Origin of the sequence: Mucilaginibacter sp. (assembly GCF_041660805.1) — a bacterium.
Taxonomy (GTDB): Bacteria; Bacteroidota; Bacteroidia; order Sphingobacteriales; family Sphingobacteriaceae; genus Mucilaginibacter.
On record NZ_JBAZVP010000035.1, the window covers coordinates 1 to 17,134 of the forward strand.

Consider the following 17,134-nt stretch of genomic DNA (forward strand, 5'->3'; position numbering starts at 1 on the left):
AGGTAATCAATTAGTCTGCGGCCATAAACAGTAGTTACCAATAACGATACAATTACCGCCATAGCCATACGGAATGTGTAGTACTGGAATACACCTGTACCCGGGATGCTGTAATTTTTATTCAGATAGCTAAACAGGTAATATAGCATTGGTTTTTTAATTGGTGTGCAGATATGCTATATCCATATCTGCAGATTATTTATTTTCTATTTAATTATTCCTTGTTACTTTCATTTGAAATCTGCAAATCTGAAATCTGCACATTTACAACATTTCTTTAAATTGCTCCAGTAATTCTTCCATATCATCAAAATGGTTTTTAACGCCATTTATTTCCTGATACTTTTCGTGGCCCTTACCTGCAAGCAGGATAATATCACCGGGTTGTGCAAACATGCAGGCTGTTTTAATTGCCTCGCGCCTGTCCACAATGCTTACGCTGTGTCTTTTAAAAGCGGGGTCAATACCTGTTTCCATATCTTTGATGATCTGACCCGGGTCTTCCGTGCGGGGATTATCTGATGTTAAGATCAGTTTATCGCTCCATTCGCTGGCAACCTTGGCCATTACGGGGCGCTTGGTTTTATCCCTGTCGCCGCCGCAACCTATAACAGTTATCACCTTTTCGCTCCCCTTGCGGATATCGTGGATAGTGCTCAACACATTTTGCACAGCATCAGGTGTATGCGCGTAATCAACAATACCAATTATTTTATTTGGCGATACCACATACTCAAACCTGCCTTCGGCACCGGTTAACTTGCTCAGGCTAACCAATACTTTTGAGCGGTCTTGCTCCAGCAGCATAGCTGTAGCATATACCGCCAATAGGTTATAAGCATTAAATGTACCTACCAGCTTAAACCAAACTTCTTCGCCGTCAATATTCAGCAACAGGCCGCCAAACTGATTTTCAATAATACGGGCCTTGTAATCGGCCATGCTTTTTAGTCCGTAGGTTTTTTTATGTGCCGATGTATTTTGCAACATTACATTGCCATTCTTATCATCGCTGTTGGTTAAAGCGAAAGCGCTTTTCGGCAAGCCATCAAAGAATGCCTTTTTGGCCTTCAGGTAGCTATCAAAAGTTTTATGATAATCAAGATGATCATGCGTAAGGTTAGAGAATATACCTCCTGAAAAGTGCAGCCCCTCAATACGGTGCTGTGCTACCGCATGCGAACTCACTTCCATAAAGCAATAATCACAGCCCTCGTTAACCATTTCGCTTAATAATTCATTTAGCGCAACAGGATCGGGCGTGGTATGTGTTGATGGCACAATGCGGCCATTAACCTGGTTCTCTACAGTTGAGAGCAACCCGCATTTATAACCCATATCACGAAACAGCTTATATAACAAAGTAGCTATTGTGGTTTTACCGTTTGTACCGGTAACACCAACCAGCTTTAAGTTTGATGATGGATTTTCGTAGAAATTTGCCGCAATAGTACCCAATGCTTTTGCAGAATCGGCAACCATTAAAAAATCAACCTCGCCGGTTACGTGGGCAGGCAGGTCTTCGCATATTACAGCAATGGCACCATCTTTAACAGCCTGATCAATATAGTCATGCCCATCAACCGCTGTACCCTTTAAGGCTACAAACAAGCAGCCCGGCACAACCTTACGCGAATCAAAAACAACCGCAGATATTTCCACATCGGCACTACCCTGTAATTCGGTAAATGCTACCCCCTCTATTATATCACTCAAATATCTCATAGTAGTTCTATAGTTATTTTTGAACCCTTTGGTATCTGGCTTCCCCCTGTTACTGATTGTTTATCTACCGTTCCGCTGCCAAGCACTTTTACTTTATACCCGGCGTTGCCCAGCGCAAATAGCGCGTCGCTTAAACCCATACCGGTAACATTTGGTATGGTGCCTGTTTTATACTTATTTTCCTCAAGTGCTATACCTCTGCTGGTATCAATACTATTAACATTGGTTGATGCATATAAAGGTTTCAAACCTAAATTATCATACACTTTTTTAAGTGCTTTTAAATTGCCTTGTTTATATTTTGGCAATGTGGTATTACCTACTAACGTTACCGGGGCATGTTTAATGTCCATATCGCTGGCATAAACCCTGTCTGCAATTTCCTTAAATACCGGCCCGGCAACTGATGCCGCATAGTATCCATTTTTAGGATCGTTAATAACTACTATCAGCGAATATTTAGGATGATCGGCAGGGAAGTAACCGCAAAAAGATGACTGGTACTGTTTTTTAGCCTTATAACCTTTATTGCCATCAGCAACCTGTGCTGTACCTGTTTTACCCGCTATTTTATATAAAGGGTTATAAACATATTGCTTACCTGTACCTTCGCTAACAACACCTTCCAGCATCTCCTGCATCTTTTTAAGTGTAACATCAGAGCAGATCTTGTCATTGAGTACCTTTGTATGAAAAGTTTCAATTGTATTGCCTAATCTTCTTATCTCCCTCACAAAAACCGGCGACACTAACTTGCCATTGTTGGCTATAGCATTGTAAAACGACAACATCTTTAATGGTGTAAGCTGCATCTCGTAACCATAGGCCATTTGCGGCAGGGTCATGTTCTTATTCCAGCTTTTGTTATTTGGATTTTTTACTACAGGTTGCGCTTCACCCGGAATTTGCAGACCCATTCTTTCGTTCAATTTCCAATCATACAAATGATCTGTGAACTTGCTTTGGTCCGTTTTATAGCTGGTATTTACCAAATAGGCAACTGCCGCATTTGATGATTCTTCAAAAGCTTTTTTTACACTAACCCTTCCAATACTTCCGTGCGAATCTTTAATGGTATGGCCCGGTATAGGGTATTCACCTGTATTCACCATGGTACTGGTATCAATCATCTTATCCTCCAGCATAGCCATATATGATGCTACTTTAAAGGTAGAACCGGGGTCCTGGTTGCCTGCTATAGCATAATTGAATTTCTCTTTATAGGAGCCGTCGGGCATTTTAGTGAAATTGGCAACCGCTCTTATTTCGCCTGTGGCAACTTCCATTAGTATAACCGTGCCATGGTCGGCATCACTTTTCACCAGTTGTTTTTCCAGCGCGCTTTGTGCCACGTCCTGAAAGTTAATATCAATGGTCGACATGATATCAGCGCCTTCTTTAGGTGCAATTTCATCATCATCATTAACAGGCCTCCAAACATTGCCGGCCATGCGCTGCTCTAAACGCTTACCGCTTTCGCCGTTAATATAGCCTGAGTATGCGCCCTCAAGGCCCACCGCATTGGTCACGTTATCATTTTTATATCCAATTGTACGTGCCGCTAATGAACGGAATGGCAAGATGCGTTTATTTTGGGGAACGATGATCAGCCCTCCCTTATACTTGCCCAAGCAAAATATCGGGAACTTGCGGATCTCCTTTAACTCCCGGTAAGTAACCTTGCGCCTAACCAACTGGTAGCGCGAACTATCTTTACGTGCATCACGAAATAACCTTGAATACTCCCTTGCAGATTTATCGCCATAGACCTGTGAAAGCTTCATAGCCAGTGAATCAATCTTTTCGTCAAAAACCTTATCATCGGCAATACCGGCGGCCAGCATATCCATACGCAGCTCGTACTCAGGTACTGATGTAGCCAACAGGCTGCCATCAACTGAGAAAATGTTACCCCTTGCCGCTTCAATGGTTTTGTAGCGGGTCGACATGGTTTTAGCCATTGCCTTCCACTTATCGCCCTGGGCAAATTGCACACGGCACAGTTGGAATACCACCGCTGCCGCAAAAAGCAGGATCAACCCAAAAGCAAGGTAAACCCTTAGCAATATGTTAGTTCTTATGCTCATTCCTGCGCATCCTCCTTTACTGTTATTTTTTGCGGTGGCTGTTCTGACGTTTTAATACCCAGTGTATCCGCCCGTTTAGCTACCTCGGTTAATGTACTTTTAAAAGCCAGGTCGGCCTTACTGCTTTTATATTCCCAGCTTAGCTCTTTAACCTCTTTACTTATTTTATCAATATCGCGCACCGCGTTTTCTGATATATGCCTGTTAGCTATATATAGCATGCCCAAAAAAGCGATATACAAAACAAACGGAAGCGCACGGGTAGCGTCATCAGTACTGATGGCCCCCTTTGTTAAAAACTGAATTAAAAAGTTATCGGAAAGTTCCTTTACAGGCTTCTCGTCAACAATAAGCTTTTTTTCAGCTATCTCTTCTTCCGGAATTTCTGTACGCAAACGATTGGTCATCTTTTTACAGCTATTCTTAGTTTAGCGCTACGCGCCCTGTTATTGTTACTTATCTCTTCGTCGGTTGCCGTTACAGCACCACGACTAACCGCATCAAACGGCCTGTTATCATTACCATAAATATCTTTCTCCAGCTCTCCGCTGAATTTGCCTTTGGCAATAAAATTCTTTACAAGCCTGTCTTCAAGCGAGTGGTATGACATTATAACCAGCCTGCCGCCAACAGCCAATACTTCTGATGTTTGCATCAAAAAGTCCTTTAAGGCTTCCAGTTCCTGATTTACTTCAATACGTAATGCCTGGAAAACCTGCGCCAGGTATTTATTTTCTTTCCCCCGGGGGATGAGATTGCTTATTGCATTCTTCAAATCGGCAACGGTAACTATCTGGCCGTTAAGCCTTGCGGTTACTATTGTTTTGGCGAGTGATTTAGCGTTTTGAATTTCGCCGTACATGCCAAAAATGCGATGCAGATCGGCCTCACTATAAGTATTTACTACCTCTTTAGCACTCAGATCTGATAATTGATTCATCCGCATATCCAGCTCGGCATCAAACCTGATAGAAAAACCACGCTCGGCCTGATCAAACTGATATGATGATACACCCAGATCTGCCAGTATACCATCAACAGGGATAGCATCATGCAAACGGGTGAAATTTTTCAGGTAACGAAAATTCTGATCAATGAAGGTAAAACGGTCATCTTCAATTACATTTTGCTGCGCATCAACATCCTGATCAAAAGCCAATAGCTGACCATCTTTACCCAAATGCTTGAGTATTTCGCGCGCATGGCCACCGCCGCCAAAGGTTACATCAACATAAGTACCGTTAGGTTTAATTGCTAAACCCTCAATGCACTCCTGCAACATAACCGGTGTATGGTAATTACTCATTGCGCCCCCTTCCTTTATTGCCCATTACTTCTTCGGCCAGTTCGGCAAAATTTTCGGGTTCGTTATTGATCATTTCCTGATGCGCCTGCTTATCCCAAACCTCAACTTTGTTCAGCATGGTAGTTAACACAACTTCGCCGGTGATGCCTGCATGATCTAGCAAGTTCTTTGGCAAAAGCACACGGCCGGCAGCATCGGGCTGCAAATTTGTTGCGCCAGCGGTAAAATATCTTATAAACTGCAAACTTTTTCTATCGTATTCGTTAAGTTTGCTTAGTTCATCAAGCTTCTTGTCCCATTCCGTTTTAGTGTAAATAACCAGATACTTCTCCAGGCCACGATTGATCACAAGACCCTCTGAGTCAGCTTCTGGAAGCTGCTTTTTGAGGCCTGCAGGGATCATCATCCGCCCTTTGGCATCCAGTTTACATTCAAATTCACCGGTTAAATAGGACATTGTTGTTGGTCGACAATATTTGTAACGTAAAAGTATATTACTTTTACCACTTTCTACCACTTTTTACCACCAAAAGTTTTCAACATTTTTTGGGGTGTATTTTTATATGGTAAACCCCTCATATCTATAGCGTTGTAGCCTCAATAAATAACATAAACATGTTTATTGTGATACAGTACCCCTATCGCTTTGGTTGGGATGCTTTTATATTAAATTTGCTTGAAATGCAGGAATTTATTGGTAGCACAGCAAAGAGATGTAAGTGTGCAGCTGTTCCGTTCCGCTAAAAGCGGAACAAACCGGAACAAAAGCGGAACACGTTGTAAATAAGCTCTTAATGCATTGATTAGCTATGCAGACTACTAACTTTACTGTAGCCGCAGTTATATTATAGTGTGTGAGCACAAACTACGTTTGGTATTACCTACCGCTTTTTACCATTAGATACTCAATAACTTACCAGATAGATTTCAAAGACGTTACTTCCAAATTCTTAATTTCCATTCCGTTGGCTGTAATACTTAATTGGGTATAGGGCTTTTTTGGGAAGAATACACTGGTTAGGTTGCTGAGGCCGCCATCGGCAAATAGCTCTATTGATGATGCATCAACTATCAGTTCCAGATCTGACTGAGGGTTAATATCAATGCGTGGTGCATAAGCAACGCCCGTAAATAACTTGCTAAAATCATCCCGGCCGGCTTTGGTACGGTTAATATAATATCGATAATTCTTTTTGTCAAAACCTAAAATCAGCTTTTCGCCGCTTTCATTGGCTAAAACAACAGCGTAACTGTTTAGCTTATCTGTTTTAAATTTTAATTTATACTGGGTAAGGTTTTGCTTAATTACAGCGAACAGGTTGTTATTATTAGCTACCTGTTCTGCATTGATCTTAAAAGTTTTTGCAGCAATATTTTTTAACTCCTTTATAGGGTTTGAGGCCAGGTAAATATCATTATCTACAAACTTTAACGACAACTCCCTCGGGATGGTCATGGCGTTGCGCCATTTGCCTGTGGGCACCTCATTGGCATAGAGCCAGTTGCCCATCCACCCTAAAAATATTTTACGGTTGCCCGTGTTTGACCATGTTACACCGGCATAATTATCGGGGCCAAAATCTATCCATTTTGTTTTGTTGTTGACAGGAGTGAATTTACTGCCATTAAACTGACCCACGAAGTATTGCGTTGCCGAGCCCCCGTTAGTCCCCCCTGGATTGATACTTACCAGCAGCACCCAATATTCTTTACCATCCACTTTTAACGGAATTAGGTCCGGGCATTCCCAAACACCGCCGTGAGCGCCCAGGGCCTGGCCAAACTCACTTTCTTTTGTCCAGCTCTTTAAATTTGCCGAAGAGTAAAACGTGATCCTGTCTTTAGTGGCCAGGCTCATTATCCATTTTTTACCCGGGCCATACCAAAATACTTTTGGGTCGCGAAAATCTTTGATGCCGGGGTTTCTAAGTACCGGATTGCTTTTATATTTTGCCCAGGTTTTACCCTCATCAAGGCTGTAAGCCAGGCTCTCATTCTGATAGTTTATAGCTCCCGCTTTTTCGCCTTTAGGATCATGATGGGTAAATATGGCCACCATGGCAGGCTTATTTTTTGTGCCGAAACCGGAAGTGTTTTTTTCATCAACCACCACACTGCCGCTAAAAATATAGCCCAGCTTATCCGGATATAAAGCTATTGGCATTTGTTTCCAATGGATCATATCTTTACTCACCGCGTGCCCCCAGTGCATAGGCCCCCATACGGTAGTTTTTGGATAATGCTGAAAGAATAAATGATAGGTACCTTTATAATACACCAGTCCGTTAGGGTCGTTTATCCACTTAGCCTGTGGCGAAAAGTGTGCCTGCAGTCGGTATGGTTCATGGTATAGCCTGGTTTGTGCCTTAACAATAATTGCAGCTAAAATCAGGCAGCTTATCAGTAATCCTTTTTTGATATTCATGTACGGGGCGGGTTTATTAAGTAATAGTACCGCTTTAACAATTAAACAGCAAATAGGATTTAATTTAATTATAAAAGTAAGGATTGCGCAAAGCGGAGAAAAGCGGGTTAATTAAACGATTTATCTAAGCAGTGATACCCACCCCTTTTGTACAGCGGGCTTTTGTTCTTCATTTACAAAATTCACTACCCAATAATATATTCCTGCCGGCGCGTTTTTGTTGTTGCTGGTACCCGGCCAGCCTTCAAACATATTTGTTGAAAAAAATACCTCCTGACCTAAACGATTATAAATATGCAATTTATATTGCCGGGCACGGCTGTCCTGGTTTGGCCGGAAAATGTCATTTATACCATCGCCATTTGGAGTAAAGGTGTTTGGGAACACTACCGGTGAACAAGGTAACTGAACCAACTGAATACCGGCAGTATCAACAATACAGCCTTTTTCATCAAATATAGTAAAGAGATGGTGTCCGGCATGCAGATTAGTAAAGGTGTGGTTAAAAGCATACAAAGCACCATTAAACTGCAATTGATATAACCGGGTATTACCTGTATTGTTAAAGGTAATTTCGCCTCCCAAATCGCACAGTTCGGCTCTTTGGATTACATTAAAGGCAGGCACAGTTAGTTTGTAATCAGGCACAGTTACAGGTACATAAATGGTATCTTCTGATGAGGTTATTTTAATTTGATAACTCCCCTTATCAACATCGCTAAACGCACCGTTACTATTATTGATACCATTTAAAGTATAGGTGTAAGGATAGGCGTGTGTGGGCGTATTTACGGCAACCGTGCCTCGTAACAGGGCATTGCACTGCTGTGCAACAGTTACATCGGTTACAATAATATCACATTTGGTGCGCCCAATTGTAACATCATAAGTCCCATAAAGGCACCCGTTTTCGCGTAATACCATAAAACGATAAGTACCCGTTGCCAGCCCTGTTATGGGTTGCGTAAAGGCAAGTGTATCTGCGTTAAATTTAATTTTATACCGGTCGCCGTCATCTGCTATATGAAACGTAATCTGGCCTGATAATTCGCATTTTGTATTTAAGACAGTATAGGTAACGGCCGGCCTGTTTAAAGAATAATCGGGTACTTCGGCTGTTGTATTCAACACAGTATCGGGAGCAGTAACCCTAATATTATAAGTACCTGAACTTAGGTTTTGATATAAGCCTACTGTATCAGCAGCGCCTCCGTTAAGTGAATAATAAATTGGTTTTTTATCACCAATGGCGCTAACCTGTATCTGCCCCTTGCCCGGATTGTCACATTGTTCTGAAACAACAATATTATTTAAAAGCGTGCCGCTCTCAACTTCACTTGCGGCATCACCTACGGGCTCGGCTATATTATAGGCGGCTTTTGTTACCACATTTTTTACGAAGTCCAGTTCAAGTAAATCCGTTCCGCTAATTGAGTTTGAAGTCGTAGCATATGGCTTAATTTGCCCATCCGCCCCTAACAGGCTCGCCATCCCATAACTTATGGTGGTAAGGGGGATAACTAAAGTACTTAATGGCGGATTTGATAAATTTACTTTTACTATACCTTCAATAGCGGCCATGTATAATGTGCCTTTATTAAAAATAAAATCGCCCGCACAACGATAAGGCATGGTGCCTACAAGTTCCGCTACGGGTTTTTGCGGGTCTAATTTATAAAGGTCTGTAGCTGCGGCAAAATAAAGCACTCCACGTTCATTTACAGTCATACCAACAGCACCGTAACAGGGCGTGTTAGCCACTAACTTACAATCTATTGTGGTATTGCCGCTAATTGTTGATTGAGATATAGACCCATCCCCAGTGATGGTATACAAGGTGTTCTTATATAATGCAATGGTACCAATTTGGGCGCAACCGGTAATAAATTCGCCAGTGTAGCCTGTTTTAGTTATGGTAATTCTTTTAACGCCACCATTAGTGATTATATAAAATTGCTGCGAATAGGTTGTGAGGCAGGCCAGCATGAATATAAGGCTGACTATCAGCTTTTTATTAATCGAAAATATTAGCACAATTGTGAAAATCAGGGTGCTTAAATATAATAAGATGTTTGATATTTATAACTGTCTGGTCTTATAAAAATTTAATAACTTAAAGCGAAAGGCTAAGCTTTTTTATTTTGGTTAGTTGGCGCATTGGTCGCCGTTACCAGACATCGTAATCCAGGCTTTGAAATGAAGAAAAGATATTATTGATGAGCTTATTTCCCTGTCATTTAATTAACAAATGCAGCGCCGTAGTGCTGCATTTGTTAAGATTGGCTAAGTAATCACTTCGCCTTTAATTTTTGCACTTCTAATTTAAGTGCTTCTATTTCGGCTTGCTGTTCTTTAACAGCACCTACCAGCAGGGGCACCAGTTTTTCAAGATCAACCTGAGATGTGGTTACCGCGCGCTGATTGTTTTTACCCGCCGTAAACCAGTTATTATGTCTGCTGATGGCTGCAGGAACTACTTGTTTTACATCATCAGCGATGAACCCAAACTGCTTCCCTCCCGGTAAATGGAGTTGTTTAAAAGCATCCTGGTTATACTCGTAGGTTACAGGCTGCAACTGCTTGATATAGCTGAGCGAATTAGCTACAGGAGCTGTATTCTTCTTCAGGTCTTTGTCGCTTATTTGCTGTGCGCTGGCCGAAGTAGTTAGAATTAGTATGGAACCGATTGTTAAAAGTGACGATAATATTTTACCACTAATTTTCATGTTTTATAGATTTTTAGATAAAGTAATACCTCGACGCAAGATGCGACAGGCGTTAAAAAAGATATGTACGGATTGAAATTAAGCCAGCGGATTGGGCGGCGGTGTGGGTACAGGTGAAACCCAGGCCAGGTGGTTACTGCTTTGCTCATCTGCATATTGCAGAGGTTCGCAACTGATGCATAAAGGGGTTAGTCGCAAATATTCATATGCAGCGTAGTATTCTTTCAGATTGGTTTCCTTTTCACTACGTTCGGTAGCATCGTCATCATCTGAGGTGGTAGCTTGCCATTCTGAATGACGATCTGTAAAACTAAATACTGAACTTACAACTGCGCCGGTATCTTCCAGCAAGGAAAATATACACACAAATATCAGTAAATGTTTAAGGCCGCTAAGTTTCATATTTACTATGCAAACATAGCAAATCTTCCATTCGCTGCAAATAACCGCATTAATATATTACGATAAATTGACTTGATGCTCATAGAGCGCAATTAAAGGATCTGATTAAACTCCAGCCGTTCGCCATCGGGCCCGGTGATGTTAAAGTATTTGCAGCCTTTATCCCAGAACTGCAAAAACACCGGCTCAGGTTCTAAAATGTTTAGTCCCGCCTCTTTTAAAGCAGCATAGGCGGCATCAATATCTGGCATATCAAAGGCAACATGATCTATGTGCCCGTTCTTTCTTGAACGGATTTCGGCAAGGTCTTTTTCGGGCAGTTGGTAAAGTTCAATGACCATGTTTCCGCGTTTCATCATGATGCAGGTGCCACGTTCACCCTCCGGGCCAAAACCAGCCTCCATCACATTTGCAAAACCAAGCCGCGTATAAAATGTCTGCGAGTTTTGGATATCAGTTACCGGTATGCCAATGTGCTGGATGCCGGTGATGTTTATGTTAACTGGGTTTTGCATGGTATGTATTTATGTGTGGTTAGTTATAATCATAACATCCAACATCGGCTGAATGTTGCTTAAGCTGAAAGCTTAAGTCATTTTAGGTCGAAGTTGTAAACTTCGACCAGTGAGGGGAAATTAAAAAAAGTGTATTATTATCAGAATTAACACAATAAATAAGAACCCTAACATCTTTTGCAAAAGTTCTGCAGAAACGCCTCTGAAAAAATCATCATTATAGGGAGCGTTCCACACCTCTTTAAATGAATAGGGCTTTCTCCATTTAAAGAATGAGATTGTCATTTCATAAAAATAGATAACTATTGTTCCAAGTAACCTTAAAAAATATCCCCCTATAAACATTGCATATTTTTTTCTCCCTTATTAATATTGTCACCGGTAATCATACAACTGTGCCCTTGTTGATGTTGTCTTCCCACTGGTCGAAGTTTATAACTTCGACCTAAAACAATGTAAGCTTTCAGCTTACATCACCCTCACCTTCAAATAACTTGGATGCGCTTTTGAGCTGTACACCCGGTGGGTAGCTTTCTTAAAGTCGTCATCTTTAGCTTTCATAATATCTTGAAACTGTTGGGTATTTCTGTCTATCAGCGGGAACCAGGTGCTTTGGATCTGTACCATTATGCGGTGGCCTTTTTTAAAGGTGTGCAATACATCCTGCAGCTCAAAATTAACCGGGGTTACCTTGCCGGGTACAAACGCCTCCGGCTTATCAAACCCATTGCGGAACTTACCACGCATAGCCTCGCTGCGTACCATTTGCTCGTAGCCGGCCATGCTTACTTCTTTACCTGTAAATTTATTGGCAGTTGCAGTATCGGGGTAAACATCCAGCACTTTTACTATCCAGTCGGCATCGGTACCGGTAGTGCTTACCTTCAGGTTTGCCCAAATGTTACCGGCAATGGTTACATCCTTATCCAGCACTTCGGTTTTATAGGTTAATACATCGGCACGTTTTTCGGCAAAGCGCTGGTCGGCGGTCATGTATTCGCGCTGCATATCATTATCAATACCGGCAATGAACGGAACGGGGTTCATGGGGTCTGATACAAATTCTTTATAATCATCTTTAGCGGCAGCAGGTGCGTTGAATGATAACTTACCACCCGGCAACAGGTAAAGGTTCTTTTCTTCGGCCTCTTTTGGCGGCCATGTTTTATAGTTTTTCCATTGGTTAACACCGGTCTCAAAGGTAGATACCTTGGGCAAGTCAAGCGGTGTGCCTTTCAGGTAATGACTAAAAAATGCAAACTCTATCTTCTCCCTGTAAAACGGACCTGTAGGGCCGCCAAAATCAACATCGCCCAAATGGTCGCCGGTACCACGTGCCCATCCGCCATGCACCCAGGGGCCCATAGCAAAGTAAACAGGTGTAGACGGATTTTTTTGAGCCAGCACCTTATAGGTGTTTATAGCCCCGTATAAATCTTCGGCATCATACCAGCCGCCGGTAACCAGTGTGGCGGTTTTAATGTCATGCAGATGGGTAAGCACGTTGCGGTCTTTCCAGTGCTGGTCATAATTAGGGTGATCCATCATCTCGTTCCATAAGCGGATAGTATCCTTATAATACTTCACATTTGAATTACGCATGCTGCCCATATCCATAAAGAATTTATAGCCATCATCGGTACCCATATTAAAGCCTTTGCCCCTGCGTTGGGTAGGCTTGTCATCCTGGCGGTTAGTGAAGCCCGGGTAGAACCCGAAATTCGCTACCAACATAAACGCGCCGTTATGGAAAGCATCATCACGATACAGGTCTGCAATTGGTGCCTGCGGCGATGCTGCAACTAAAGCCGGGTGGCGGCTCAGCAATGCTGTTGTAGTATAAAAACCGGGATAAGAGATACCCCATACTCCTACTTTACCATTATTATTCGGCAGGTTTTTTAGCAGCCAGTCAATGGTATCATAGGTATCAGTTCCTTCATCAACATCTTTATTGGTTTTGTGCGATTCCAGTTCGGGCGTCATTTCTTCATAAATGCCTTCGCTCATATAGCGGCCGCGTACATCCTGGTAAACAAAAATAAATCCATCATGCAAAAACTGTGGCGATGGACCAAGGCTTGTTTTTAACTTATCGGCACCATACGGGGCTACACTATAGCAAGTGCGGTCCATCATGATAGGGTATTTCTTGCTTTGATCTTTAGGTACATATACCGATGTGAACAGCTTTTTGCCATCGCGCATTGGTATCTGGTACTCAAACTTGGTGTAATTATCTTTTACGTAAGCGGCATCGCCCTGGGCGCAAGAGTATAAAGTTGAAATAACCAGACAGAATACTAAAAGGAAAGATTTTTTCATGATATGGAATTGATGCATTAAAAATAGCGAATAAAACAAAAAGGCGCTGACAAATCAGCGCCTTCAACAAAATCGTTACTAAAGCCCGGCTTCCTGTTTCTTAGTATTGAAAAGTTCAACGCTGCTTTTTTGATTGATCAGCCATTCTGTAAGCTTTATTTTCATACTATAGCCATTCCCCGAGTCTGTCGACATACTAAACGGAATAGAACAGCCTTTGTAAAATTTATAATCACTCAAATAAGTTTTAACGCCGCTTTTTTCGATCATCGTTAATAGGCCGCTTTTCTGCTCATAATAATTGGTATTTACTGATCCGTTTTTTGATGTTAGGATAACCTTATAACATGGCACGCCATTAATATTTTCGAGCCCTGATACCTGTCGGTTATACTGTAGCTTTATATAACTCATGTCAGGCAAAATATTTGACTGAAGTTGGTAATGGTCAAGCATAATAGTGTCCGTTATCTTCCTCGGTTTACCATTTTGTAATACAATGGCGCTTCCTGAATCATATATCTCCGTTATAGATAGATTGCCACCTTCCATACTTTGGTATAACTTTCCGGAACCTGCTTTTATAATTAACATAATCAACGCTTTATCACCGATAGTTGCTGTCGCATGAAACTCTGACGTTTTAATAGCGGCCCATTGTTTTTCCCCTCCTATCATTTTTACATAACGGGCTATAATAGCGTCGGCAGCAGGAGGCTTTTGTGCAAAACCAAAACAACAAGAGAAAAGAAATAAAGCTGAAAGGAATGATAATTTAGGCATATGGATATTGTTGCGTAAATATAAAAAAAGAGGCAGGGTTACCCGCCTCTTTTTTTAATTATGCTTTTGAAGGATTTTATCCTTATTCGTTTATCGCTTTTACGCCCGGTAACTCTTTACCTTCCATGTATTCGAGCAAAGCACCGCCACCTGTAGATACATAGCTAACATCGTCGGTCATATCAAACTTGGCAACCGCAGCTGCAGAATCACCACCGCCTATTAATGAGAATGCACCGTTATCAGTTGCTTTAGCAACGGCTTCGGCAATTGCTTTGGTACCTACCAAAAATTTCTCCATTTCGAAAACACCCATCGGGCCGTTCCACAATATGGTTTTTGATTCTTCAACTACCTTGCTAAACAGTGCTACTGTTTCCGGGCCTATGTCTAATCCCATCCAATTGTCTTTTATTTCGCCTGTTTTTGCTATATCGGTATTGGCATCGTTTGAAAATGCATCGGCAATAACGTTATCTACAGGTAATAACAGTTTTACACCTTTTTCTTTTGCTTTTTTTACAAGGCTAAGTGCCAGGTCAAGTTTATCGGCTTCTACTAATGATGTACCAATATTGCCACCATCCGCTTTAGCAAAGGTATAAGCCATACCACCGCCAATGATCAGGTTATCTACTTTATCAAGCAATTTCTCAATCAGCTCAATTTTATCAGAAACTTTTGAACCACCCATAATAGCGGTGAAAGGTTTTGCGGCGCCGTTTAATATTTTTTCGGCATTGGCTAATTCGGCTGCCATCAGGTAACCAAAGTATTTGGCATCCGGGAAAAACTGCGCTATAACAGCTGTTGACGCATGCGCACGGTGGGCCGTACCAAAAGCATCATTTACATATATATCACCTAATTTTGAAAGCTTTTCTGCAAAATCCTTATCGCCTTTTTCTTCTTCTTTATAAAAACGAAGGTTCTCTAATAATAACACTTCGCCTTTGCCTAAACCTTTTGATTTTTCAATTGCTTGTTCACCAATACAATCATCAGCAAATTCAACCTGCTGACCTAACAGATCAGAAAGATGCGGAACCACATGCTTTAAAGAGTATTTTTCTGTAGGACCATCTTTTGGGCGACCCAGGTGAGACATTAATATAACAGCACCGCCATCTTTTAAAATCTTTTTAATAGTTGGCAAAGCCGCTGTCATACGGTTATCGTCGGTAATGTTGTAGTCCTCATCCAGGGGAACATTAAAATCTACACGGATAAGGGCTCTTTTACCGTTAAAACTGATCTGATCTATTGTTTTCATATAGTATTGTGTAATTTATGAACGGTGGCAAATTGAACAATTTTATTCTAATCAGCAACGTAAAAGTAAAAAAGGTGCTCATTTATGCGTAAAACTTCATTGTATCTTAACATACATTACATAGTGAGGACCTATACCGGGCACATCAAATTCGGGCGATATCACCTCAAAACCTACCCCTAAATAAAATTGCAGCGCCTTTTTACGTGCATTGCACCATATGTAATTTACCTGCTGCCCCCTTAAGTAAGTAATGGCAAAATTAACCAGGCGGTTGCCCAAACCCTTACCCCTATACTTTTCTGTTGTTGCCATACCGCGTAACTGGTAAGCCTTGCCCTTAAATTCGCCATAGGTTTGGGGATGAAACGATGCAATGCATGCCAGCTCATCCTCAACATAATATCCTAAATGAAAAGAACCTTCTGCATCATCATTCAGGAAACGGCATTCGTCAAGGGTTAATTTGCCTTCGCGCAAAACCTCGTTGCGAATAGGCAGCACATCATCGGCGGTTATAAACTTTATCATTTTTTAAGCAGACTTATTTTTTCAATCAGATCTGCCAGGCGGCTGGAGTATCCCATTTCATTATCATACCAGCCAACCACTTTTACCAGGCCGCCAACTATTGATGTTAGCTGTGCATCAAAAATACAGCTGTGCGGGTTATCTAATATATCTGTTGATACAATTGGGTCTTCGGTGTATTCCAGTACATTTTTCATTGGGCCGTCGGCAGCTTGCTTAAATGCCGCGTTGATCTCAGCTACTGTTGGCATTTTCCTTAAGCTACAGGTAAAATCTGTAAGCGAGCCGTTTAATACGGGCACACGGATACCGGCACCACCTAAGTGGCCTTCCAGATGCGGGAATATTGCTGTGATTGCTTTGGCAGCACCTGTTGTTGTTGGTATAATGGAGGCTGATGCGGCCCTTGCCCTGCGCAGGTCTTTATGCGGTGCATCATGCAGGTTTTGGTCGCCCGTCATAGAATGTACGGTGGTAATATAGCCGTCTGTTATGCCCCAGTTCTCGTCAAGTATTTTCACCATAGTAGCAACGTTGTTGGTTGTACATGATGCGTTAGACAATATTTTGGATAGCAGATCAACGTTGCCATCATTTACGGCAAGCACCACTGTAGGGATGCTTTTATCGCCCGGAGGGGCAGAAATAATTACCTGCTTTGCCCCTGCCGTTAAATGCTTTGCAGCGCCTTCGGCAGTAATGAACTTCCCTGTTGATTCAATAACCAGGTCAATATCCAGTTCTTTCCAGGGTAAGTTTTGCGGATCGGTTTCCTGCAGGGTTATTATTTTTTGATTGTTAACGATGAGGCCATCATCACTACTGGTAACAGTACCTTTAAAACCACGATGTACCGAGTCATATTTAAACAGATGTGCCAGCGTTTTTGTATCTGCCAGATCATTTATAGCTACTACCTGTATGTTGGGTTTTGTAAGTATTGTTCTTAAAAAAATACGCCCAATACGGCCAAAGCCATTAATTGCAATTTTCATTACATTAAAATTAAGGGTGCAAAACTAAATAAATTAATGTG

The 17,134-nt window shown here is 41.7% G+C and carries 15 protein-coding genes; all 15 read right to left on the reverse strand.

Annotated elements, in window-relative coordinates:
• Nucleotides 1-264 precede the first annotated feature (264 nt).
• The 15 genes from WC743_RS24825 to gap all read right to left on the reverse strand — a co-directional run bounded on the left by WC743_RS24825 (nt 265) and on the right by gap (nt 17,093).
• Complete coding sequence (locus WC743_RS24825) at nt 265-1,725, reverse strand: UDP-N-acetylmuramoyl-L-alanyl-D-glutamate--2,6-diaminopimelate ligase (RefSeq protein ID WP_373016247.1); 1,461 nt, start codon at nt 1,723-1,725, stop codon at nt 265-267.
• Nucleotides 1,722-3,812, reverse strand: a complete 2,091-nt coding sequence (locus WC743_RS24830) for a penicillin-binding transpeptidase domain-containing protein (RefSeq protein WP_373016248.1) — start codon at nt 3,810-3,812, stop codon at nt 1,722-1,724. Before WC743_RS24830 ends, WC743_RS24825 begins: the two co-directional genes overlap by 4 nt.
• The gene (locus WC743_RS24835; RefSeq protein ID WP_373016249.1) at nt 3,809-4,219 is read right to left on the reverse strand and encodes an FtsL-like putative cell division protein; all 411 of its coding nucleotides are present in this window, start codon (nt 4,217-4,219) and stop codon (nt 3,809-3,811) included. Before WC743_RS24835 ends, WC743_RS24830 begins: the two co-directional genes overlap by 4 nt.
• A complete protein-coding gene (rsmH, locus tag WC743_RS24840; RefSeq protein ID WP_373016250.1) occupies nt 4,216-5,118 on the reverse strand; it encodes a 16S rRNA (cytosine(1402)-N(4))-methyltransferase RsmH in 903 nt (300 codons plus the stop codon). Before rsmH ends, WC743_RS24835 begins: the two co-directional genes overlap by 4 nt.
• Nucleotides 5,111-5,575, reverse strand: a complete 465-nt coding sequence (mraZ, locus tag WC743_RS24845; protein ID WP_373016251.1) for a division/cell wall cluster transcriptional repressor MraZ — start codon at nt 5,573-5,575, stop codon at nt 5,111-5,113. The genes rsmH and mraZ overlap by 8 nt, the downstream gene beginning before the upstream one ends.
• 456 nt (nt 5,576-6,031) lie before the next feature.
• Complete coding sequence (locus tag WC743_RS24850; RefSeq protein ID WP_373016252.1) at nt 6,032-7,543, reverse strand: glycoside hydrolase family 32 protein; 1,512 nt, start codon at nt 7,541-7,543, stop codon at nt 6,032-6,034.
• A 120-nt stretch (nt 7,544-7,663) separates the two neighbouring features.
• Nucleotides 7,664-9,529 (reverse strand): gliding motility-associated C-terminal domain-containing protein, encoded by a 1,866-nt coding sequence (locus tag WC743_RS24855; RefSeq protein ID WP_373016253.1) that lies wholly within the window; start codon nt 9,527-9,529, stop codon nt 7,664-7,666.
• Between the two features lie 305 nt (nt 9,530-9,834).
• Nucleotides 9,835-10,269, reverse strand: coding sequence for a tail fiber domain-containing protein (locus WC743_RS24860; RefSeq protein WP_373016254.1), 435 nt, complete (start codon nt 10,267-10,269; stop codon nt 9,835-9,837).
• Between the two features lie 78 nt (nt 10,270-10,347).
• Nucleotides 10,348-10,671: a hypothetical protein gene (locus tag WC743_RS24865; protein WP_373016255.1), complete on the reverse strand. Its 324-nt coding sequence runs from the start codon at nt 10,669-10,671 to the stop codon at nt 10,348-10,350.
• Between the two features lie 92 nt (nt 10,672-10,763).
• Complete coding sequence (locus WC743_RS24870) at nt 10,764-11,186, reverse strand: VOC family protein (protein WP_373016256.1); 423 nt, start codon at nt 11,184-11,186, stop codon at nt 10,764-10,766.
• Nucleotides 11,187-11,654: 468 nt separating this feature from the next.
• On the reverse strand, nt 11,655-13,511 hold the full coding sequence (locus WC743_RS24875) for a CocE/NonD family hydrolase (RefSeq protein ID WP_373016257.1): 1,857 nt from the start codon (nt 13,509-13,511) through the stop codon (nt 11,655-11,657).
• A 78-nt stretch (nt 13,512-13,589) separates the two neighbouring features.
• On the reverse strand, nt 13,590-14,294 hold the full coding sequence (locus tag WC743_RS24880; protein WP_373016258.1) for a hypothetical protein: 705 nt from the start codon (nt 14,292-14,294) through the stop codon (nt 13,590-13,592).
• 82 nt (nt 14,295-14,376) lie between these two features.
• Complete coding sequence (gene pgk, locus WC743_RS24885) at nt 14,377-15,567, reverse strand: phosphoglycerate kinase (RefSeq protein ID WP_373016259.1); 1,191 nt, start codon at nt 15,565-15,567, stop codon at nt 14,377-14,379.
• 96 nt (nt 15,568-15,663) lie between these two features.
• The gene (locus tag WC743_RS24890) at nt 15,664-16,098 is read right to left on the reverse strand and encodes a GNAT family N-acetyltransferase (protein WP_373016260.1); all 435 of its coding nucleotides are present in this window, start codon (nt 16,096-16,098) and stop codon (nt 15,664-15,666) included.
• Complete coding sequence (gene gap, locus WC743_RS24895) at nt 16,095-17,093, reverse strand: type I glyceraldehyde-3-phosphate dehydrogenase (RefSeq protein WP_373016261.1); 999 nt, start codon at nt 17,091-17,093, stop codon at nt 16,095-16,097. The genes WC743_RS24890 and gap overlap by 4 nt, the downstream gene beginning before the upstream one ends.
• Nucleotides 17,094-17,134 lie beyond the last annotated feature (41 nt).